This is a genomic window from Streptomyces sp. NPDC043870, assembly GCF_056435785.1.
In genome coordinates, this window is sequence record NZ_JBWKDT010000008.1 from 1 (window position 1) to 19,980 (window position 19,980).

The 19,980-nt window shown below is 71.6% G+C and carries 21 protein-coding genes; 15 read left to right on the top strand and 6 right to left on the bottom strand.

Going from position 1 to position 19,980, the window contains the following annotated elements:
* Positions 1-126: 126 nt before the first annotated feature.
* Positions 127-1,626: an LVIVD repeat-containing protein gene (locus AC0699_RS12705; RefSeq protein WP_478659116.1), complete on the bottom strand. Its 1,500-nt coding sequence runs from the start codon at positions 1,624-1,626 to the stop codon at positions 127-129.
* Between the two features lie 65 nt (positions 1,627-1,691).
* On the opposite strand from AC0699_RS12705, the gene AC0699_RS12710 reads away from it, so the two are divergent.
* Together AC0699_RS12710 and AC0699_RS12715 are read left to right on the top strand one after the other, a co-directional pair.
* The gene (locus AC0699_RS12710; RefSeq protein ID WP_478659118.1) at positions 1,692-2,357 is read left to right on the top strand and encodes a DUF305 domain-containing protein; all 666 of its coding nucleotides are present in this window, start codon (positions 1,692-1,694) and stop codon (positions 2,355-2,357) included.
* 61 nt (positions 2,358-2,418) lie between these two features.
* Complete coding sequence (locus AC0699_RS12715; RefSeq protein WP_478659120.1) at positions 2,419-3,795, top strand: FAD-dependent oxidoreductase; 1,377 nt, start codon at positions 2,419-2,421, stop codon at positions 3,793-3,795.
* Between the two features lie 234 nt (positions 3,796-4,029).
* Here AC0699_RS12715 and AC0699_RS12720 read toward each other — a convergent pair whose 3' ends face one another.
* On the bottom strand, positions 4,030-4,380 hold the full coding sequence (locus AC0699_RS12720) for an ArsR/SmtB family transcription factor (RefSeq protein WP_478659122.1): 351 nt from the start codon (positions 4,378-4,380) through the stop codon (positions 4,030-4,032).
* Between the two features lie 191 nt (positions 4,381-4,571).
* Positions 4,572-4,985 (bottom strand): organic hydroperoxide resistance protein, encoded by a 414-nt coding sequence (locus AC0699_RS12725; protein WP_453667787.1) that lies wholly within the window; start codon positions 4,983-4,985, stop codon positions 4,572-4,574.
* A 100-nt stretch (positions 4,986-5,085) separates the two neighbouring features.
* On the opposite strand from AC0699_RS12725, the gene AC0699_RS12730 reads away from it, so the two are divergent.
* Positions 5,086-5,586, top strand: a complete 501-nt coding sequence (locus AC0699_RS12730; protein ID WP_478659125.1) for a MarR family winged helix-turn-helix transcriptional regulator — start codon at positions 5,086-5,088, stop codon at positions 5,584-5,586.
* 124 nt (positions 5,587-5,710) lie between these two features.
* On the top strand, positions 5,711-6,790 hold the full coding sequence (locus AC0699_RS12735) for an NADH:flavin oxidoreductase/NADH oxidase (RefSeq protein ID WP_478659127.1): 1,080 nt from the start codon (positions 5,711-5,713) through the stop codon (positions 6,788-6,790).
* Between the two features lie 173 nt (positions 6,791-6,963).
* On the opposite strand, the gene AC0699_RS12740 is transcribed toward AC0699_RS12735, so the two are convergent.
* Positions 6,964-7,434: a hypothetical protein gene (locus AC0699_RS12740; protein ID WP_478659129.1), complete on the bottom strand. Its 471-nt coding sequence runs from the start codon at positions 7,432-7,434 to the stop codon at positions 6,964-6,966.
* Between the two features lie 89 nt (positions 7,435-7,523).
* Between AC0699_RS12740 and AC0699_RS12745 the strand changes: the two genes are divergently transcribed.
* On the top strand, positions 7,524-8,420 hold the full coding sequence (locus tag AC0699_RS12745) for an alpha/beta fold hydrolase (protein ID WP_478659131.1): 897 nt from the start codon (positions 7,524-7,526) through the stop codon (positions 8,418-8,420).
* 108 nt (positions 8,421-8,528) lie between these two features.
* The gene (locus tag AC0699_RS12750; RefSeq protein ID WP_478659132.1) at positions 8,529-9,173 is read left to right on the top strand and encodes a TetR/AcrR family transcriptional regulator; all 645 of its coding nucleotides are present in this window, start codon (positions 8,529-8,531) and stop codon (positions 9,171-9,173) included.
* An 81-nt stretch (positions 9,174-9,254) separates the two neighbouring features.
* Here the strand turns inward: AC0699_RS12750 and fabI are convergent, their stop codons facing one another.
* Both fabI and AC0699_RS12760 read right to left on the bottom strand, forming a co-directional pair.
* The gene (fabI, locus tag AC0699_RS12755) at positions 9,255-10,034 is read right to left on the bottom strand and encodes an enoyl-ACP reductase FabI (protein WP_478659133.1); all 780 of its coding nucleotides are present in this window, start codon (positions 10,032-10,034) and stop codon (positions 9,255-9,257) included.
* Positions 10,031-10,894 carry an alpha/beta hydrolase family protein gene (locus tag AC0699_RS12760; RefSeq protein ID WP_478659135.1) on the bottom strand — a complete coding sequence of 288 codons (864 nt, stop codon included), beginning with the start codon at positions 10,892-10,894 and terminating at the stop codon, positions 10,031-10,033. The genes fabI and AC0699_RS12760 overlap by 4 nt, the downstream gene beginning before the upstream one ends.
* 149 nt (positions 10,895-11,043) lie before the next feature.
* On the opposite strand from AC0699_RS12760, the gene AC0699_RS12765 reads away from it, so the two are divergent.
* Genes AC0699_RS12765 through AC0699_RS12805 form a run of 9 tightly spaced genes read left to right on the top strand, consistent with a single transcriptional unit; the run spans position 11,044 to position 19,902 of the window.
* Positions 11,044-11,217 carry a hypothetical protein gene (locus AC0699_RS12765; protein WP_478659137.1) on the top strand — a complete coding sequence of 58 codons (174 nt, stop codon included), beginning with the start codon at positions 11,044-11,046 and terminating at the stop codon, positions 11,215-11,217.
* Positions 11,214-12,182 carry a patatin-like phospholipase family protein gene (locus tag AC0699_RS12770; RefSeq protein ID WP_478659139.1) on the top strand — a complete coding sequence of 323 codons (969 nt, stop codon included), beginning with the start codon at positions 11,214-11,216 and terminating at the stop codon, positions 12,180-12,182. The genes AC0699_RS12765 and AC0699_RS12770 overlap by 4 nt, the downstream gene beginning before the upstream one ends.
* Positions 12,179-12,529: a 4Fe-4S binding protein gene (locus AC0699_RS12775; RefSeq protein ID WP_478659141.1), complete on the top strand. Its 351-nt coding sequence runs from the start codon at positions 12,179-12,181 to the stop codon at positions 12,527-12,529. Before AC0699_RS12770 ends, AC0699_RS12775 begins: the two co-directional genes overlap by 4 nt.
* Positions 12,513-14,315 (top strand): fatty acyl-AMP ligase, encoded by a 1,803-nt coding sequence (locus AC0699_RS12780; protein ID WP_478659143.1) that lies wholly within the window; start codon positions 12,513-12,515, stop codon positions 14,313-14,315. The genes AC0699_RS12775 and AC0699_RS12780 overlap by 17 nt, the downstream gene beginning before the upstream one ends.
* Complete coding sequence (locus AC0699_RS12785) at positions 14,312-14,578, top strand: MoaD/ThiS family protein (protein WP_478659145.1); 267 nt, start codon at positions 14,312-14,314, stop codon at positions 14,576-14,578. Before AC0699_RS12780 ends, AC0699_RS12785 begins: the two co-directional genes overlap by 4 nt.
* Before the next feature lie 6 nt (positions 14,579-14,584).
* A complete protein-coding gene (locus AC0699_RS12790) occupies positions 14,585-15,427 on the top strand; it encodes an acyl-CoA thioesterase family protein (protein ID WP_478659147.1) in 843 nt (280 codons plus the stop codon).
* Positions 15,424-17,151 (top strand): acyl-CoA dehydrogenase family protein, encoded by a 1,728-nt coding sequence (locus tag AC0699_RS12795; protein ID WP_478659149.1) that lies wholly within the window; start codon positions 15,424-15,426, stop codon positions 17,149-17,151. The genes AC0699_RS12790 and AC0699_RS12795 overlap by 4 nt, the downstream gene beginning before the upstream one ends.
* Positions 17,102-17,599, top strand: a complete 498-nt coding sequence (locus AC0699_RS12800) for an acyl carrier protein (RefSeq protein ID WP_478659151.1) — start codon at positions 17,102-17,104, stop codon at positions 17,597-17,599. Before AC0699_RS12795 ends, AC0699_RS12800 begins: the two co-directional genes overlap by 50 nt.
* Positions 17,596-19,902: an acyl-CoA dehydrogenase family protein gene (locus AC0699_RS12805; protein WP_478659153.1), complete on the top strand. Its 2,307-nt coding sequence runs from the start codon at positions 17,596-17,598 to the stop codon at positions 19,900-19,902. Before AC0699_RS12800 ends, AC0699_RS12805 begins: the two co-directional genes overlap by 4 nt.
* Positions 19,903-19,980 lie beyond the last annotated feature (78 nt).

Below are 19,980 nucleotides of genomic sequence, written 5' to 3' on the forward strand. Positions count from 1 at the left end.
ACGTCCAGTACGAGGACGATCCTCCGCCTTGCGATCGCACGCACCAGACGCCGCGGGCCCCGCCCTCCGGGCGGACGGCGCTACTTTCGCAACACGCCCTAGTCCGACCGGTTGTGCTGGGTCGTGCTAGTCGAAGTAGTCGGGCTGCGTCTGCACGTTCAGCTCGTGCATCCGGACCCGCTTCGCCGGGTCGGTACGGCGGTCGTCGAGCTTCAGGACGTCGAGACCCTTGGCGATGTCGTTCGAGAAGATGTAGCCGTTGTAGTAGTACGCCGACCAGGAGCCGCCGGTGACGATGCGGTCGGTGGTGAGCGGACCACGCTCGAAGTACGCGATCTCCCTGGGCTTGGCCGAGTCGGTGAACTCCCACACCGAGACCCCGCCCTGATACCAGGCCTGGACCATGATGTCGCGGCCCTTGACCGGGATCAGCGAGCCGTTGTGGGCCACGCAGTTCTCGGTGTCGGCCTGGTGACGGTCGATCTTGAAGTAACTGCGGAAGACCAGTTTGCGCTGGTCGCCCCTGCCGACGATGTCGTAGATGCCGTCGGCTCCGCGGTTGGGTCCGATCACCGCGTTGCAGGTGGCGCCGCTGCCGCCGCCCAGCTCGTCGGTGAAGACCACCTTCTCGGCGTTCTGGCTGAACGTCGCCGAGTGCCAGAACGCGAAGTTGACGTTGTCCTGGACCTGGTCGATGACCTTCGGGTGCTCGGGGTCCTTGATGTCGAAGAGGATTCCGTCACCCATGCAGGCACCCGCGGCGAGGTCCTTGGAGGGCAGCACAGTGATGTCGTGGCAGCCGGTGGTCTTGGAGACGCCCGGGTTGGTGGGACCGCCGGGGTTGCCGCCGCCGTCCGGGCCCTCGCCCGGGAACAGTACGGGGAAGTTCACGATCGCGGACTTCTCGGGGGCGTTGCGCGGCACCTTGATGACGGAGATTCCGTCGTGCGGCGGCCGGCAGTCCGGGAAGGCGGCGTTGGGCGAGTACGAGGACACGTAGATGTAGACGTTGCGCCGCTCGGGCACCAGGGTGTGCGTGTGCGAGCCGCACGCGGTCTCGACAGCGGCGACGTACTTCGGGTTGCTCTTGTCGCTGATGTCGAAGATCTTCATGCCCTCCCAGGACGACTTCTCCGTCGCCGGCTGTGTCGTACTGGCGCAGGAGTTGTCGCTGCGGGAGGAGTCGGTGGAGAGGAAGAGCAGATTCCCCGACACGGAGACGTCGTTCTGCGATCCGGGGCACAGGACCTGGGCGACGGTCTTCGGAGCCTTCGGATTACTGATGTCGAAGATACGGAAGCCGTCGAAATTGCCTGTGAAGGCGTACGTGCCCTGGAAGGCCAGATCGGAGTTGAGGCCCTGGAGGGCGTCCTTGGGGATGTTGACGACACGTCGGATGTTGTCGCTGTGGACTTCCTCGTCCACGCCGGGTATCTCGCCGCTCGCGATCGCGGACGTGGCCTCGGTCGTCTGTGCCGAGGAGACGGTTCCCTGGTTCGGGGCGTCTCCCGGGTCCGGTGTGGCGGCCGCGGGTCCGGCCGCCAGGAGTGTGGCCAGCAGCCCGGCCGCGGCTGCCGCCACGCCCAGACGTCTGCGCCGCACGCGGGTGGTGTGCAACGGGGTCATTGCGTCCTCCCTTGTTTCCGCTCGTAGTTGAACGGTGTACCGCCCGGGGCAGTATCGTCCTTAGCATGCCCATTTCAATAGATGGCAACAGGAACGTCATCGGAATCACCGCGACGGTCGTGGCCGCCGTACTGGCCCTGGGCGCCTGCGAGTCGGGGTCCGACGGCCCCGTGCGGGGCAAGAGTGCCGACGGTCCTTCCGTCGTGGCCCCCGGCAGGCCGGGCGAGCCCGCGAGGACGCTGTCACCCGAAGAGGCCGCGAGGGCGGCGCCGGACGACAGCCCCAATTCGGCGGACGTCGAGTACGTCCGGATGATGATCGCCCATCACGGCCAGGCGCTGGAGATGACCGGTCTGGCGCCGGACCGGGCCGGCAGCGACCCGGTGAAGCGGCTCGCGGAACGGATCGCCGCCGCGCAGCAGCCGGAGATCGGCGCCATGCAGGGGTGGCTGAAGGCCAACGCCGCCGCCACGGCGAGCGCACCTCACGGCGCGCACGAGCACGCGTCGATGCCCGGGATGGCGACCACGGAACAGCTGGCACAGCTGCGGGCGGCGAAGGGCAAGGCCTTCGACGAGCTGTTTCTGAAGCTGATGATCACCCACCACCAAGGGGCGGTGACGATGGCGTCGAATGCGCTCTCCGAGGGGAACGACGTCGCGGTGGAGGAGATGGCGAACGACGTGATCGCACAGCAGACGGCTGAGATCAGCCGTATGCGCGCGATGTGAGACTCCCCGGGCGCCGCGTCGAGTGCAATGCTGGAGGCACCCTGCGGGAAGGAGCGCAACCGTGCTTCGAGTCGCCGTCGTCGGTTCTGGCCCGAGCGGGGTGTACACCGCCCAGGCCCTTGTCCAGCAGTCCCTGGTACCCGATGTCCATGTGGACGTGCTGGACCGGCTCCCGTGCCCCTATGGGCTCGTGCGGTACGGAGTCGCGCCCGACCACGAGAAGATCAAGTCCCTGCAGAACAACCTCCGGTCGGTCCTGGAGGACGAGCGGATCGGCTTCATCGGCAATGTCGAGGTGGGCTCCCGGGGGCTGGCGCCCGCGCGGCTGCTGGAGCTGTACCACGCGGTCGTGTACTGCGTCGGGGCCGCGAGGGACCGCAGGCTCGGCGTGCCGGGCGAAGACCTCCCCGGGAGCTACTCGGCCACCGAATTCGTGTCCTGGTACAGCGCGCACCCGGACGCGGCCGGAAGCGGCTTCGCCCTGGGCGCGCGGTCCGCGGTGGTCATCGGGGTCGGCAATGTGGCCGTCGACGTCACACGGATCCTGGCGCGCGGCGCGGCGGAGCTGCGTCCGACCGACGTGCCGCACGACGCGCTCGGCGCGCTGGCCGGCAGCCGGGTGCGCGAGGTGCACATGGTCGGACGGCGCGGGCCCTCCCAGGCGAAGTTCACCACGAAGGAGCTGCGCGAACTGGGCGGACTGCCGGACGCCGGGGTGGAGGTGGAGCCGTCCGACCTCGCGCCGGACCCCGGATTCGCCGACCCGTCGGGCCTGCCCGCGGTGAACCGGCGCAACGTCGAAGTCGTACGGGGCTGGGCGGCCGCCGGTCCGGACGCGGCGCGGGAGCGGACACGCCGGATCAGGCTGCGGTTCTTCCTGCGTCCGGTGGAGCTGCTCGAGGCCGACGGTCGGGTGGCCGGGGTGCGCTTCGAGCACACCGTGCCGGACGGCGCGGGCGGCGTGCGCGGCACGGGGACGTACGAGGAGATCGAGGCACAGCTGGTGCTGCGGGCCGTCGGCTATCGCGGAGTGCCCCTCGACGGGCTGCCGTTCGACGCGAACCGCGGGACGGTGCCGCACGCGGCGGGGCGGATACTGCGGGACGGGGCGCCGTCGCCCGGTGAGTACGTGGCCGGCTGGATCAAGCGCGGACCCACCGGGGTGATCGGTACGAACAGGCCCTGCGCCAAGGAGACGGTGAACTCGCTGCTCGCGGACGCCGCCGAGCTGTCGGCGCGCCCGCTCACGGGCGAACCGCTCGCCGCGCTGCGGGAGTCGGGCCACCATCCGGTCGAGTGGCCGGGCTGGCTGGCGATCGAGGCGGCCGAGGCGGAGCTGGGCCATTCGCTGGGGCGCCGCTCGGTGAAGATCCCCGACTGGCCGGGACTGTTGCACGCGGCTCTCGGCGCCGACGCGCCGCAGCTGCCTGCGGCGTAGGACCTGTCGGGCCTTGTCCGAGGACCAGGGCCGCGGCGAGGGGGCGCCTGGGGCGGGAAGGCAGGCCCCGGGGCCCGGCGGACGCATCGCGAGGTGGACGAAGGAGCCGCTGCGGTGGTGCCCGTCCCCAAGGGGCTGCGGGAGAGTCGGCGACCGACGGCAACGCGGCAGGATGCGGTCCCGGGGCACGCGCCCGGCAGGACCTGGAAGACGGGCCCCGGGGCCGGCCGGGCGTCAGCCGGTGCCGAGGCGGGCCGCCTCGGCACCGGCGGCGGCGAGGACGCTGTCGAGGAGGCCGGGGAACAGGGCGTCCAGGTCGTCGCGGCGCAGACCGTTCATCTTCGCCGTGCCCTGGTAGTTCTGCCGGATCACACCGCTCTCGCGCAGCACGCGGAAGTGGTGCGTGGTCGTCGACTTCGTGACGGGCAGATCGAAGTACGAACAGGACAGTTCGCTCGACGCGGTGGCGAGCTCGCGCACCACCCGAAGCCGCACGGGGTCGGACAGCGCATGGAGCACACCCTCCAGACGGATCTCGTCCGGCGTGGGGTGAGCGAGCGCGCGGGGGCTGGTCGCGGTGGTCACGGAGGCTCCACTTCATCCGGGGCCTCCATGGTACGAGAGGCGTCGTAGTTCGACTCAGTCGCCGTTCGGCTCAGCCGCTGTTCGGCTCGGCCGCCGTTCGATGCAGCGCGCGTACGACGGCGCCGCGGTGCCAGGTCGGCCGGACACCGCGACGCCGTCGTACGGGAGGCCTGCGCCCCGCCGTCGGCCGACTACTCGACGATCAGCTCGACCGGGATGTTGCCACGGGTCGCCTTGGAGTAGGGGCAGACCTGGTGGGCCTGCTTGACCAGCAGCTCGCCGGTCTCGCCCTCGAGCGCCGCGGGCAGCTCGACGCGGAGCGTCACCGCGAGGCCGAAGCCACCGTCCTCGTCCTTGCCGATGCCGACCTCGGCGGTCACCGAGATCTCACCGGTGTCGACCTTCGCCTGGCGCCCGACCAGACCGAGGGCGCTCGAGAAGCACGCGGCGTATCCGGCCGCGAAGAGCTGCTCCGGGTTGGTGCCGTCGCCGCTGCCACCGAGGGCGGCAGGGGCTGCCAGCGGAAGGTCCAGGCGACCGTCGGAGCTGACGGCACGACCCTCTCGGCCGTTCGCGGTGGCTACAGCGGTGTACAGCGCGTTCATCAGAACCATCCCTGTGTCGTTGGGTCGGACAGGTGCAACTACAGCACACAATTCAGTTGTGCACAACTCGATTGCCCAACGGATGGGTACCCTGGACACCATGAAGACCCCACCGGACGCCCCGACGAGCGAGGAATTCCTCCGCCTCGACCACCAGATCTGCTTCTCGCTGCACGCGGCCTCACGCGCCTTCAACGGGCTCTACCGGACGGTCCTCAAGGACCTGGGGCTCACCTACCCCCAGTACCTGGTGATGCTGGTGCTCTGGGAGCACGGCGCCCTGCCCGTCAAGACGATCGGCACACAGCTCCGCCTCGACTCCGGAACCCTCTCCCCCCTGCTCAAGCGACTGGAGGCGCTCGGCTGCGTGGAGCGCCGGCGCAGCGCCGAGGACGAGCGCTCCGTCACCGTGCATCCGACGGACAAGGGCATCGCCCTCCGGGAGCAGGCCGTGCTCGTCCCGCGCAGGATCGCCGCAGCCACCGGGCTCACGCTGGAGGAGATCAGCGATCTTCAGACCCGGGTGGCCTCACTCACGGCCAAGCTGGACGGCGCCGATCTGGACATCGACCCGATGAGGAGCTGCGCCGACACGGACTGACGCCCCTGGGACCGACACGCGCACTCGCGGCTTCGTACGACAGGCATCGTAGTTTGACAGATGCCGTACTACGATGAGTATCGTACGAGTACCCACTTCAGCCCCGCCGTGAATGGAGACCGCCGTGAGCGCACTGTTCGAGCCGTACACCCTCCGGTCACTGACCGTCCCCAACCGCGTATGGATGGCGCCGATGTGCCAGTACAGCGCGGAGGTGTTCGGACCGAACGCCGGTGTCGCGAACGACTGGCACTTCGCTCACTACGCCGCCCGCGCGGCCGGCGGCACCGGCCTGATCCTCGTCGAGGCCAGCGCGGTCTCCCCCGAGGGCCGCATCAGCACCCACGACCTGGGCATCTGGAACGACACCCAGGTCGCGGCCTTCCGCCGGATCACCCGTTTCCTCAAGGACCAGGGCACCGTCCCGGGCATCCAGATCGCCCACGCCGGCCGCAAGGCCTCCACCGACCAGCCGTGGAAGGGTGGCGCGCCGGTGGGCCCCGACGCCCACGGCTGGCAGACGCTCGCGCCGAGCCCGGTCGCCTTCGACGAAGGGCACCCGGTGCCCGACGAGCTGACCACCACTCAGATCGCCGAGATCGTGGGAAAGTTCGCGGACGCCGCGCGGCGCGCACGGGAGGCGGGATTCGAGATCGTCGAGGTGCACGGCGCACACGGCTATCTGATCGGCGAGTTCCTCTCCCCGCACAGCAACCACCGCACCGACGAGTACGGCGGCTCGTTCGAGAACCGCACCCGCTTCGCGCTGGAAGTCGTCGACGCCGTTCGGGCGGTGTGGCCCGCGGAGCTGCCGCTCTTCTTCCGCATCTCGGCGACCGACTGGCTCGAGGAGAACGGCTGGACGGCCGACGACACGGTGCGTTTCGCCGCCCTGCTCAAGGAACACGGCGTCGATCTCCTCGACGTCTCCTCCGGCGGCAACGCCGCGCGGGCACGGATCCCCGTCGGCCCCGGCTACCAGGTGCCCTTCGCCGCCCGCGTCAAGGCCGAGACGGGTCTGCCGGTGGCGGCCGTCGGCCTGATCACCGAGCCCGGGCAGGCCGAGAAGATCCTCTCCAACGGCGAGGCCGACGCGGTGCTCCTCGGCCGCGAACTGCTGCGCAACCCGTCGTGGGCACGTCAGGCGGCAGGCGAGCTCGGCGGCGCGATCCGGATCCCGGACCAGTACCACCGTTCCGTCTGAGGACGGCCGGCCCACCTGCCGCCGGACCGCGAAGAGCTGCCCGGCGGCCGATGAGTGTTCGATGGGACGGTCTGTCCAAGACCGTCCCGAGCATGCCGCACCCCCGCCACATCCCCACCACCAGACGGCTGACCAGTGGAAATACAGGTCCAGCTGGAGTGCTAGGCGATGGGCTAAGCGCACCACTGCGCGATGAGGGACCGGGCGGCCTCCTGGGTGGCGTCCTTGTCGAAGTGGTCCGTCCGCCAGGTCGTCGAGCGCAGGTCGCCGCGGTCCCGGTAAGCGCGCATGATGCGCACGTGGTCGTGGCGGGCGACGAAGCCGCGCAGGTGCTCTTCGTCGCGCCACACGGAGACCGAGCCGGACCTCGGGTGAAGGAGGTCGGGCACGGTCCAGAGCCAGAGGCCGATCCCTCCCTGGACGTCGCCCCAGGTCCGGCGCAGGGCGATGCCGGCGACGTTGACGCCGAACGAGGTCCACGGGCGGTACGGGGCGAAGTCGGTGACGCTCACGACGGCCGCTCCGCCCGGGTCGAAGTCTGGCCCGGAGGGGGTGGTGGGGCCGGAGGACGCGGAGCGTCCCGACGGTCCCGTGCGCTCGGCCGGGCCGGGCATCCACGGGGCGAACCAGATGGTGGCCGGCACGGCATCTCCTCGCGAAGCGGGACCTGAAACTGAACGGTCGGTCGTGCTAATATATCAGGTCCCTGATGCCTGACCCAGGAGCAGCGAGCATGAAACCCACCGAGGCAGTTGCGAGCACCGTCCTCAACACCGCCTCCCTTGTCTCGGGACGGCTGGCGAGCAGGGGCGCGTTCACCTTGTTCCACATGCCGCTCGTGCGGAGCGGGCTGCGGTCCTCCGAGCGCGAGCTGTTCGAGAAGGCGCACGTCGACCACGTGGACGTGGGCGGCGGCAAGCAAGCAGTGACCTATCGCTGGGGCGACGGCAGCCGGCCCGTGCTGCTGGTACACGGCTGGCAGTCACGTGCCTCCCGGCTGGCCGACTTCGTCCCGGGACTGCTCGACCGCGGGCACAGTGTCGTCACCTTCGACGCCCCGGGCCACGGCGGCGCGGGCGGCCGCAGCACGACGATCCTCGAGTACCGCGACATCGTCACCAGGCTGCATGACCAGTACGGCACGTTCGAGTGCCTGATCGCCCACTCCATGGGGGCGCTGGGGTCGTTCTTCGGGCTGAAGCACGGGGCCAAGGCGCAGAAGATCGTCACCATCAGCGGTGTCTGCGACTTCGACTACCTGGTCGAGGAGTTCTGCGCCGAGCTCAGGGTGCGCGCCCGCCTCAAGGCACGGCTGCACGACGAGATCCGGGAGAACCTCTTCCCCGACATGCCGCTCGACGAGGTGCCCTTCTCCCTCACGAACATGACCGGGATCGTACGCTCACCGCTTCTGGTGATCCACGACGAGGACGACACCCGGATCCGGGTGACGCAGGGCCGCCGGCTCGCCGCGGCCTTCGGTGACCAGGCACGGCTCATCGTCACGAGCGGGCTCGGGCACCGGCGGATCCTCGGTGACCCCGATGTCGTACGCACCGTCCTCGACTTCGTCGCCCACGGGCCGAGCCGGGCCGGCGAGACGGACCCGCAGACGGTCTCGGTGGACTGAGCGATTCCGGTTCTTCGGCCGCTAACTGCACGAACGTCCACTCATTCGCTAGACTTGCTCAACGGTGCCGAGAAAGACCGGCCCCAGGAGAGTAGGTGCACCATGGGCGTGGCAGGAACGCAGGCTGACGGCCGGATCGCGCGCGGAAACCAGACCCGTCAACTGATCCTCAGACGCGCGGTGGAGATCGCGTCCGTGGAGGGCCTCGCGGCGCTGTCCATGGGGCAACTCGCGAGTGAGCTGAATCTGAGCAAGAGCGGTGTGTTCGCCCTGTTCGGCTCCAAGGAGGACCTCCAGCTCGCGACCATCCGTACGGCCATCACCATGTATCTGGAGCATGTGGTCCAGCCCGCCCGCGACCTGCCGGCGGGCATCGGCCGCGTATGGCGCCTGTGCACCGGCTGGCTCACATACTCCCGGGAGCGGGTCTTCCCCGGCGGCTGCTTCTTCTATTCGGTCTCCGCCGAGTACGACGCCCGCGAGGGCAAGGTCCACGACACGCTCGCGGCGGCCCGCTCCAACTGGTTGTCCTACCTGGAGCAGACCGCGCGGGAGGCCCAGCTGGCGGGCGAGCTCGCGGTGGACGCCGATGTCCCGCAGCTCGTCTTCGAGCTGGTGGCGTTCCTGGAGATGGCGAATGCGGAGTCTGTTCTGCACGACGACTTCACGTGCTACGAGAAGGCGGCCAGGGCCGTACTGACCCGCCTGCAGACCGTGGCAACCGACCCCGCGCTCCTGCCCAGCACTCCGTAACGCCCCGGCACCCGCGCCGACAGCAGAGGACGGCGGCCCACTCACCCGAGCGGGCCGCCGTCCTCGTGCAGTTGAACGCCCTCATGCCCCCACGGCGTGCACCCCACCATCCACATGCACGATCTCGCCCGTCGTCCGGGGAAACCAGTCGGACAGCAGGGCGATGACGGCGCGGGCCGCCGGTTCCGGGTCGGAGAGGTCCCAGGCCAGGGGGGCGCGGGTGTCCCATACCTCGCGGAACGTCTCGAATCCGGGGATGTGCCTGGCCGCCATCGTCTTGATGGGCCCGGCCGCCACCAGGTTGCAGCGGATGCCGCGCGGCCCGAGGTCGCGGGCGACATAGCGCGAGGTGGCCTCCAGCGCCGCCTTCGCCACGCCCATCCAGTCGTACGCGGGCCAGGCCGTGCTCGCGTCGAAGTCGAGGCCCACGATCGAACCACCGCGTTCCTCCATGAGCGGCAGGCACGCCATGGCCAGCGCCTTGAGGGAGTAGGCGGACACCTCGACGGCGGTCGCCACCGAGTCCCAGCCGGTGGCAAGGAAGTTGCCGCCCAGCGCGTCCTGCGGCGCGAAGGCGATGGAGTGCACCACGCCGTCGAGGCGCGCGTCACCGCCCGCCTGCTCCTGGATCCGGGCGGCGAGGCTCTCGAGGTGCCCCTTGTCCTGGACGTCGAGCTCGACGAGCGGGGCCGGTGCGGGCAGTCTTCTGGCGATCCGCTCGATCAGGCCGAGCCGGCCGTACCCGGTGAGGACCACCTCGGCGCCCTGCTCCTGGGCCAGGCGGGCGGTGTGGAAGGCGATCGAGGACTCCATCAGCACGCCCGTCACCAGGACACGCTTGCCCGCGAGCAGACCGCTCATCGCGACGCCACCTCCGCCTTCCGGTCGGTGGGAGTGGGTTCCTCGCCGGTGACGAACCGGGAGATCGTGTCGACGACCTGGGGGGCGCCGAGAATCCGCTGGTGCCCGAGCCTGTGGGTGACGACCAGGCACGCCCGGCCCTCGAAGGCGCCGACGATGCGCTCCGCCTGCTCCGCGCCGACCGACTCGTCGTTCTCGTCGTGGACCACGAGCAGCGGCACACGCACGTCCTGGGCGTGGTGGAGGACCGAGAAACGGGTCCACATGTCCGCGCCCGGGTAGAGGTCCCGTTCCAGGCGGTGGCGGATCTCGTCCTCCATGCGCGGCCCCAGCGCCATGTGGGCGCAGAACGAGTCGACCAGGTACGCGAAGTCGGGCACGGAGCTGATCGCCACGATCCGGTCGGCGCGCAGTCCCTCCGGCAGCGACAGGAAGATGGCCAGGACGCCGAAGGAGTGGCCCACGACGGCCTCGAAGTCCCCGTGGGCACGATGAAGTTGGCCGATGATGGCGCGGTATTCGAGGAGGTTCGCGCTGTCCCCCTCGGACTCACCGTGCCCCGGCGCGTCGAAGGACACCGGGCTGTATCCGAGCTCGACGAGCCGGGTGACGAGCTTCGCGTAGCGCGACGCGCGCGATTCCCAGCCGTGCACCAGCAGCACCGGACGTTCACCGCTGCCCCAGGCGTACGTGACGACCGCCCTGCCGTCGATGCTCAGCTCGCCGGTCCGGGCGCTCTCGATGGCCGCACGCTCGGCGGGCCGGGGCCTGCTGCGCCCTTGCGGCCGCCGGAAGAGATCGAACATCTCCGCCCCCTCGGCGCTCAGGACCGTGTCGACGGCTGCCGTCGCGAGATCCATGGCAAGCCCTTCAGATCGATCAATGGGAGCGAGATATTAGCACGATCGCTCGCACATATTTATGCAAAACAGCGCCGTCCGCCACTAGAAAAGTGAACGCACGGCCGTGCTAATGTACTGGCGCCAGCACTCCTCGCTTGGAGGACGACATGACGCTCTCGTACCTCGCCCCCCGCCCAACGGAGACCGTGGTGGACCGGCAGCCCGGCCCGAACCAGTGGTTCAAGGACCACCTGGACTCGGTGATCGACGCCCAGCTCCTGAAGGACTGTCCTCACGAGACCGCCGGGACGACGGACCCGGAGAAGGAGCCGCGGCCATGACCGACGCGGGAACCCCGGAACTTCACGCGGAAGCCCCGGGACGCGACGCCGGATCACGGGGACGCCTCGGCATCGCGGTCGCGTCCGGCATGCTCAAGGGGGTCTACGGCCACGGCGTGCTCTCCGCCTTCGAGGAGCGCGGACTGCGCGCCGACGTGTACGGCACGGCCTCGTCCTCGGGGCTGTCCGGAGGCCTCGCCGCGATCGGCCGCGCGCGACAAGTCGGCGTGGGCTACTGGCTGGGCGCCGCCGCTGCCGCCGTGGACAAGGGCATGAGCAACGTAGTCCTCGACAGCATCGCGGAGTACGGCCCCATGCTGCGCGAGGGTCTCTTCCGGCCCGGTACCCCGGAGTTCCTGCTGGCCACCAGCAAGGTCACCGACGCGGCCGCCGCCGAGACCACCCAGGGCCCCGGCGCGAAGGCCCTCGGCAAGCAGCTGCTGCGCAACGTCTTCACCGGTGACCGCAGCTGGGTCCAGGAGAACCTGGCTCCCGTCGTCTTCTCCTCGAACGCCGCACCCGGCGACGACCGGCCGCGCCTGACGGCGGAGAACTACGACGCGGTCGCCTACGCCTCGACGCGCATGCTGCACGCCTGGGCGATCCCCGCCGAGATCGACGGGGAGGCGTACGTCGACGCCTCGTACACCTGCTCCTGCCCGGCGCGCGAGGTCGCCGCCCGGGGCGTGGGCGTGCTGATCGCGATCGGCTGCGACCCGTTCCCGCTCTTCCGCGACCTTTACGCGTCCGAGGAGATCGCCGACGGCTCGGTGCTGGAGGGGGCCCGGGTCCTGGTCGTCAAGCCGGACGAGGACCTGAAGAGCTTCGGCGTCGACTACGCCGCCGCGAGCGCCGAAGGGCTCGCCAAGGCGTACGAGACCGGACGCGCCGCGGGGCACCGCTTCATGGACGGGCACCCCGAGCTGCTCGTCGCACCGAGCGGACACCAGGAGGGCGTCGCGTGACCCACGTCGTCACCGAGCAGTGCGTGCACTGCAAGTTCGCCGAGTGCATCACCTACTGCCCCGTCGCCTGCTTCCGCGAGGCCGACAGCTTCCTGGTGATCGACCCCGAGGAGTGCATCGACTGCGGCAACTGCGTGGAGGCGTGCCCGGCCGACGCGATCTACCCGGAGGACGAGCTGCCGCCCGAGCTCCTGCCGGCCCTCGAGTGGAACGCCCGGCTCGCCCCGCGACTCCCCGTGGCCACCACGGACGTCGCGCCGCTCGCCGAGGCCGAGCAGTGGGCCGGACGGCCGGACAAGTGGCGCACCCTCGCGGAGGAACAGGCTCCCCATGCCTCCTGTGCCTGACCGCAGCTTCGCCGACCGCAGCTTCGCGCACCTGCTGCACGAACGGGCGCTGCGTACACCGGACGCCCTCGCCTACCGGTTCGTCGCCGACGACGAGAGCGCCGAGGAGATCACCTACGCGGCCCTCGACGAACGGGCCCGGGCCGTCGCCGCCGGTCTCCTGGCGGGCACGGGCTCGGGCACGAAGGGCCGGCCCGAGCCCGCGCTGCTGCTCTACGCGCCCGGCCTGGACTACCTCGCCGGGCTGTTCGGCTGTTTCTACGCGGGGGTCCCCGCGGTCCCCGCCTTCCCGCCGGACCCCTTCCGGCTGGCGCGCACGCTGCCCCGGCTCACAGCGATCATCGAGGACGCCGGCGCCGGCACCGTACTGACCACGTCGGACATCGCCCCGCTCATCACGGACTGGCCGGCGACGGCGGTCGAGGGACGGGCACGCCGGCTGCTGACCACCGACACGCTCGACGATCCCGGGACGGCCACCGGCCCCGCGCCGGGCCGGGTCGCGCTGCTCCAGTACACCTCGGGGTCCACCTCGCTCCCGCGCGGTGTGATGCTCGGGCACGACCGGCTGCTGGACAACTGCCGTGAGATCGCACGGGGGTTCGGGATGCGCCCGGACAGCGCAGGCGCGCTGTGGCTGCCGCCGTACCACGACATGGGGCTGATCGGCGGCATCCTGACCCCCCTGTTCATGGGTGTGCCCACGACGCTGATGTCCCCGGTGACGTTCCTGCGCCGGCCGGCGGCCTGGCTGCGGACGGTCTCCCGGTACGGCGCGACCATCACCGGCGCCCCCAACTTCGCGTACGACCTCTGCCTGCGCCGCGTGACGGACGCCGACGCCGAGGAACTGGACCTGTCCCGGGTCGAACTCACCTTCACCGGTGCGGAGCCGGTGCGGGCGGAGACGATGGCGCGCTTCGTGGAACGCTTCGGCCCCCACGGGTTCCGGGCCGAGTCGTTCTACCCGTGCTACGGGCTGGCCGAGGCAACCCTCTTCGTGACCGGCGGTACGCCGGGCCGGGGCTGGCGCGAGGCGCGCATCGGACGCGACGCACTGGAGACACGTGGCGAAGCCCGCCCCGCCGGTTCCGGGGAGACGGACGCGCGGACGCTGGTGAGCTGCGGCAGGCCCGGCCCCGACACCCGGCTGCTGATCGTCGATCCGGTCACGCGGGAGCCGCTGGCAAACAGCAAGGCCGGCGAGATCTGGCTCGCCGGGCCCGGTGTCGCCGACGGCTACTGGCGGCGGCCCGAGGAGACCGCCGAGACGTTCGGCGCGAGGACCGCGGGCGGTGCCGGACCATATCTGCGCACCGGTGACCTGGGGTTCCTGCTGGACGGGGAGTTGTTCGTGACGGGACGACTGAAGGACCTGCTCGTCGTCAACGGGCGCAACCACCACCCGGTCGACATCGAGCGGGCCTGCGAGGCCGCGGTCCCCGGGATCCGGCGCAACTGCGGCGCCGCCTTCGCCGTCGAGGGCGCGGCGGGCGAGCCCGAGCGCCTGGTGGTGGTCTACGAGGCCGACCCCGCCGACGAGGAGGAGTACCGGGCGGTGCTCGACGGTGTCCGGCGGGCGGTTTCGGCTGAGGCCGGCGTGGCGCCGTACGCCGTCGTGCTGTTGCGGCCGCGCACGACGCCGAAGACCTCCAGCGGCAAGGTGCAGCGGTGGCTGGCCCGCCGGCAGTACCTCGCCGGGGAGCTGGAGGAGCTCGCGCGATGGCAGCAGCCCCTGCCGACGAGCAGACGGGGCAACCACATCTACGAAGGGGCCGGACGATGATCGTCAAGGTCAGGGGCATCCTGCTCCGCTTCACCGACTACCAGACCGAGATCGAGGTCGGCGGCGACACCGTGCGCGCCGGGCTCGACCAACTGACCGAGCGCTACCCGAACCTCGCCGAGGTGCTGCTCGACCGTGAGGGTGCCGTGCGCCCGACCCACCTGATCGCCCTCAACGGCGAGCAGCTGATCCCGGGCGAACTCGACCGGCGGGCCACGGAGGACGACCGCGTGGACATCGTCACGGCCATCTCCGGAGGCTAGGACCCGATGCCCCGCAGCTCCACTTTCGAGGCCGTGCTCGACGCGAGCCTGTTCACCCCGACGCAGTTGCAGACCGTCTCGGTCGCGCGCCTGGCGTTCCAGGCGGGCACCCGCTGGCTGCGCGACCACGTGTGCAGCCACCGCGTCCTGGTGCGGGAGCACCGGGTCGGGTTCGTGCTGTGGTCCTGGCAGTTGGAGTACGACCGGCCGCTGCGGTTCCTGGACGCCGACGAGGCGCTCGTCGACGTGCGGGCGCGCGTGCGCGGACCGCGCAGCTCGCAGCTGGAGGTGGAGATGGCGCTCACCGGTCCGGCAGGGGTCGCGGTGCGCAGCCGGGCCGCCTCCGTACCGTTGCGGCTCAGCGGCGACGAGGCGCTCTCCGGGGCGCCGTCCCCGCTGCCGGACAGCCTGGTCGCCGCCTTCCGCGACGACGAGGTCGAGCGCACCCCGCACCTCTCGCCCGTCCGCTCCCTGCGTGCCACGCTCCGGCGGGAGGGCGAACCGCTCGCCGAGGGCACCGTGTCCGTCCGGGTCCACCGCCACCAGTGCGAGGTGGCCGACCAGTGGTACTGGGCCGAGACCCTCGGATTCGCCGGCGGGGCACGGGAGGAACTCGTGCGCCGGCACGGGGGCAGGACCGCGCCGCTGCGCCGTGCGCTGACCGACGGCATCCGGCGCGTCGACGTCACCTGGCTGCGCGCCGGTCAGCTCTGGGACCTGCTCCAGGTCCGCACCACCGCCTACCGGCACGGCGACGAACTGGCCTTCGTCCATGAGCTCGCGCCGGGCGGGGAGGACGGCGGGCACGACGGCGGGGAGCCGTACGCGATCGTGGTGGAGCGCGCATGACCTCCACCGCCGACCCCACTTCCGAACCCGCTTCCGAACCCGCTTCCGGCGGCACGTTCGATCGCGCGGAGGCGCTGGAGCAGGCGCTCGGCTGCCCCTTCGACCCGGACACCGGCATGTCGCTGGCCGGCGGCGCACGCGCCGACGAGTCGGAGAGCGAGCCCACCGAAGCCTACGAGGCGGCCTGGGCCGCCGGACTGCACCGGGACCTGGTCCCGGTCTCCGACGGCGGCCGACTCCACTCGTTCGAGTCGCTGACCGTCGCGGTCCGCGCGGTGTCCCGGCGCGACCTGGCGGTGTCCATCGGCCTCGGCTCGACGTTCCTCGCGGCCACGCCGGTGTGGATCTGGGGCGACGAGAGGCAGCGGCGCCGGGTCGCGGAGCTGGTCCTGGACCGCGCCTGGGGCACCGCCGCGATCAGCGAGGAGGCCGCGGGCAGCGATCTGCTGGCCACCGCCACGCGTGCCGTCCCGCGCCCCGGCGGACATGTGCTGACCGGGCGCAAGTGGCTGGTGGGCAACGGCCGGAGGTCGGCGTTCGCCACCGTCCTGGCCGCCTCCGAACCCTCGTACGGGCTGTTCCTGCTCGACTTCGAGGCCCTCGGCGAGACGGGGGTGCGCAGGCTGCCCAAGGTGCGCACACACGGTCTGCGCGGCCACGACCTGAGCGGCTTCGTCCTCGACGGTTGCCGGGTCACCGCCGACGCGGCGCTCGGCCGGCCGGGCCGCGGCATCGAGATGGTCTCCGGGATGCTGCAGTTCACCCGCACCCTGGTCGGCGCGGCGAGTCTCGGCGTGGCCGACACCGCCCTGCGCATCGCGCTGCGCCACGCCCGCGCCCGCATGCTCTACGGGCGCCCCGCGCTGGCGTTGCCCCCGGTGCGCTCGCTCCTCGCGCGCGGCTTCGCCGACCTGCTGGTGGCGGAGTGCACCGAGCTGGCCGCGGCGCGCGCCCTCGACGTGGCCCGGCAGCGCACGGCCCTGTGGTCCGCGGTGGCGAAGTACGTGGTACCGGGGCTGTGCGTGGACACCGTGGCCGCGTGTGCCGAGGTGCTCAGCGCCCGCGCCCACCTGCGCGAGGGCGTCGCGGGCGGCGCCTTCCAGAAACTGCGGCGGGACCTGGCGGTGACGCCGGTGTTCGAGGGCACCGAGCTGGTCCAACTGGACACGGTGCGCTCGCAGTTGAGCAGCGCGGCGCGACGCCGTGGGACGTCGGCCGAGTTGCCCCTGCCGCTGCTGTACGGATTCGGGCAGCCGGTCGCCTCCCCCGCGCCGCGGGAGCAGCGCCCCTCGCTCACCTTCGGCGGCGCGGACGAGGTGGTCGACCTCCTTGACGAGACGGTCGACGCCCTCGGGGACGCCGAGTCGGCCGAGCTGGCCCGCCGTCTGCTGCCGGTCCGCGACGAGGCACGGGCCGTGCTGCACGCGCGCGGCGCACACCGGACGGACGAGGCGTACGAGGCGGCGCGCAGGCACTGCCTGGTGCATGCGGCCGCCTGCTGCCTGCACACCTGGTTGCACCGCCGTGCGGCGCTCGGCGGCCTGGCGGCCGAGCCAACCTGGCTCCTGGTCGCGCTGCGCCGGGTCCTGGAGCGGCTCGGGCAGCCGGTCGAGCCCGACCCGGCGGCCGAGGAGCTGCTGGTGCGGCGGCTCGAAGACCTCGACGACACCGACCATGCGTTCTCGCTCGTACCGCTGCGGCTCGCGCCGCAGTTCCGGGGCTGAGCGGCGCACCGACCTGGAGGAGCAAGCCATCACCACGACATCCGCCGACGCCGCCGTCCCGATGACACCCGCTGACGCCGGCACCACCACGACACCCGCCGACACCACCACGACACCCGCCGACACCACCACGACACCCGCCGGCACCACCATCACCACGACACCCACCGGCGCCGTCATCACCATGACATCCGCCGACGCTCCCGACCCCTCCGTCGCGCTCGTCGACGCCTGGCTGGTCACGCTCCTCGGGGAGCTGCTCGGCCGGGGGGACGAGGAACTTCCGCCGGACCGGACGCTCGGCGAACTCGGCATCGACTCGCTCACGGCCGCCCAGCTCTCCGTGGAGGTGGAGGAACGCACCGGCACCCACATACCGCTGGAGCGCTTCCTGGGCGACGAGACCCTCGCCGACCTCGCGCGCGCTGTCCGGGAGGCGTCGGCGTGACCACGCGGGCCCATGCGGTCGACATCATGAACCGGGGCGTACGGGGGCACCGCACCCTGGACGCGGAGGTGAGCGAGGTCCGGCGCGAGGCCCGGGAGCGGTTCGCGCGCTTCGTCCTGGAGGACGCCAATCCCGGCACGCACTTCCGCAACCACACCCGGCGACCGCTCGACAAGCGGCTGTTCGAGCAGGCGGGCGAGCTCGGTCTGCTGCGCTTCTCGCTGCCCGTGGAGGCCGGTGGCGACGGGCGGGACAAGCTGGCCTGGGGTGTGGTGGTCGAGGAGATCGCCCGCCTCTCGCGCGACCCCGGCTTCGCCGTGCTGCTGGACATCACGGTCGAGATCACCGAGTTGATCCTGTCGAGCGGCAAGCGACAGCTCATCGACCGCTACGTGCCGGATCTCATGGCCGGGCGCCGCTTCGGGGTGCAGGGCGCCTACGAGAACCGGGACCCGTACGACTACCGGTCCACCGCCCGGCTGGAGGGCGGCGAATGGGTACTCAACGGCGCGAAGCGGTTCCTCGCGGGGGCCCGGTTCGCCGACCTGTTCCTGCTCTTCCTTCGCGACGAGGCCTCGAACGACATGCTGGCCTTCGCGGTGGAGAAGGACGACCCGGGGGTCACTCCGGTCCACATGGACACCATGGGCCTGCACACCATGGGCCTGGGCCAAGTGCTGCTGCACGACGTACGGCTGCCGCAGTGGCGGCTGGTGTGGCGGGCGGACGCGCTCAGCGAGCTCAACACGTACGCCCGGATCCGCCGCACGATGAGCGCCTGCGGGGTGCTCGGGGCGCTGGCCGGGGTGGTCGACACGTGTGTCGAGGCCCTGTCGGCGCGGCGGCGGGGCGGACGCCCGGTGCTCGAGTACACGAACGTCGAGCGGTCGGTCGGCGAGATGCAGATGCTGCTGCAGAGCGCCCGGGCGAGCGTCTACCGGGCCCTCGACGACACCCGGTCATCCGACCGCGACCCCCACTTCGACGAGTTCGCCACCGTCGCCAAGCACCAGGCCGCCGACTGTGCCCTCCGCATCGGCCACCTCGTCATGGGCCTCCAGGGCGGCGAGGCCTACATGTCCGCCTTCCCGTGGGAGCGCTTCATGCGCGACGTCCTCGGACTGGTGTCCGGCCAGGGATCCCAGGAGACCCTGCTGATCCAGCTGGGGCAGCGGGCGATCACGGGTCTGGAGGGCGACCGCGTCCGCGAGGGGGCCGCGGAACGTTCCGTCACCGTGCTGGCGGACCACTGGTGGGCATTGCACGCCGTGGAGGTACAGGATCCGGCCGCGGCAGAGCCCGTACGAGAGGTGCGGAGATCAGCCGGGCTGGAGGACGTCGACCCCGACGTACGCCGGCGAGTGGCGGCGCTGCTCGACCGGCTGCACGCCCTGGTCGCCGACGTCCGGGCCGGGCGGGCTCCCGAAGCGCTACGGCTCGGATCGGAGGAACTGTTCGACGGGCGGCTCGGTGAAGCGGCCGCCGGGGCGTGGGGGTTCGTCGCGTGTGCGGTGGCGTACGAGTCGGGGCTGCTGGGCCGGCTGCTGCGGGCGCGCACCGCGCGGGAGGCCGCCGCGGACATGCCCGAGGCGTTCACCGAGGGACTGCTGGTGCTCCTGGCGGATGCCGGAGTGGTGCGGCGGGACGACGGCGGGCGCTACGCCCTCACCCCGGGTCTGGAGCGGGTCGTCGTGGGCGGTGGGCGGAGCCTGGCGTTCGCCGCGCGACTGCGGCGGGGCCTCGTCGGGGGAGCCCTGCTGCGTGCCGGGGTGCCGGCGGAGGGGCGGGAGTCGGTGCCGGGGTGCGGTGGTGAGGCGGCCGTGCTCGCGGACGTGCTGGTGAGTTCCCTGCTCGGGCAGTTGGAGGGGCTGGCCGTCGCCCTCGACCGTCCTGGCGCGCGGGTCGGCTGCGCGGCGGACGACAAGGGGAAGTCAGCCGCGGAGCTGACGCGGCAGATCCCGTTCGTGCCGGTGCTCGACGACACGGACTTCGCGCGGGCCGACGGTCTCGCCCTCGCCTGGCTGCCCGTCGGCGGCCTCAGCGCCGACGCGCTGCGCAAGTCCGTCGCCGCGGCGACGCAGGCACTCGCACCGGGCGGCTGGCTCGTCCTGCCTTCCTCGCTCGCCCCCAGGCGCCCCCTGGGCGCCGCAGCGCTGCACCTCGCCCTCACCGTCACGTCCGGAACCGCCCCGAGGCACGACGAGACGACGGACGCACTGCAAGAGGCAGGCCTGACCCACATACGCGCTGCCTGGGAGGACCACACCCTGGGCCTCCGTCTGACCGCGGCACGACGCCCTTAGGGCACGACGCCCGTAGCGGCCGACCCACACACCCAGCGCCCCAACGCCCCAGCTGCGTCCGGCCCACCGGGGGGGGTG

What these genes read in the sequence shown, in the direction of transcription:
- AC0699_RS12705 (WP_478659116.1), bottom strand. Translation starts at nt 1,626, where the DNA reads ATGACCCCGTTGCACACCACCCGCGTGCGGCGCAGACGTCTGGGCGTG.
- AC0699_RS12710 (WP_478659118.1), top strand. Translation starts at nt 1,692, where the DNA reads ATGCCCATTTCAATAGATGGCAACAGGAACGTCATCGGAATCACCGCG.
- AC0699_RS12725 (WP_453667787.1), bottom strand. Translation starts at nt 4,985, where the DNA reads ATGAACGCGCTGTACACCGCTGTAGCCACCGCGAACGGCCGAGAGGGT.
- AC0699_RS12730 (WP_478659125.1), top strand. Translation starts at nt 5,086, where the DNA reads ATGAAGACCCCACCGGACGCCCCGACGAGCGAGGAATTCCTCCGCCTC.
- AC0699_RS12745 (WP_478659131.1), top strand. Translation starts at nt 7,524, where the DNA reads ATGAAACCCACCGAGGCAGTTGCGAGCACCGTCCTCAACACCGCCTCC.
- fabI (WP_478659133.1), bottom strand. Translation starts at nt 10,034, where the DNA reads ATGAGCGGTCTGCTCGCGGGCAAGCGTGTCCTGGTGACGGGCGTGCTG.
- AC0699_RS12760 (WP_478659135.1), bottom strand. Translation starts at nt 10,894, where the DNA reads ATGGATCTCGCGACGGCAGCCGTCGACACGGTCCTGAGCGCCGAGGGG.
- AC0699_RS12765 (WP_478659137.1), top strand. Translation starts at nt 11,044, where the DNA reads ATGACGCTCTCGTACCTCGCCCCCCGCCCAACGGAGACCGTGGTGGAC.
- AC0699_RS12770 (WP_478659139.1), top strand. Translation starts at nt 11,214, where the DNA reads ATGACCGACGCGGGAACCCCGGAACTTCACGCGGAAGCCCCGGGACGC.
- AC0699_RS12780 (WP_478659143.1), top strand. Translation starts at nt 12,513, where the DNA reads ATGCCTCCTGTGCCTGACCGCAGCTTCGCCGACCGCAGCTTCGCGCAC.
- AC0699_RS12785 (WP_478659145.1), top strand. Translation starts at nt 14,312, where the DNA reads ATGATCGTCAAGGTCAGGGGCATCCTGCTCCGCTTCACCGACTACCAG.
- AC0699_RS12790 (WP_478659147.1), top strand. Translation starts at nt 14,585, where the DNA reads ATGCCCCGCAGCTCCACTTTCGAGGCCGTGCTCGACGCGAGCCTGTTC.
- AC0699_RS12795 (WP_478659149.1), top strand. Translation starts at nt 15,424, where the DNA reads ATGACCTCCACCGCCGACCCCACTTCCGAACCCGCTTCCGAACCCGCT.
- AC0699_RS12800 (WP_478659151.1), top strand. Translation starts at nt 17,102, where the DNA reads ATGCGTTCTCGCTCGTACCGCTGCGGCTCGCGCCGCAGTTCCGGGGCT.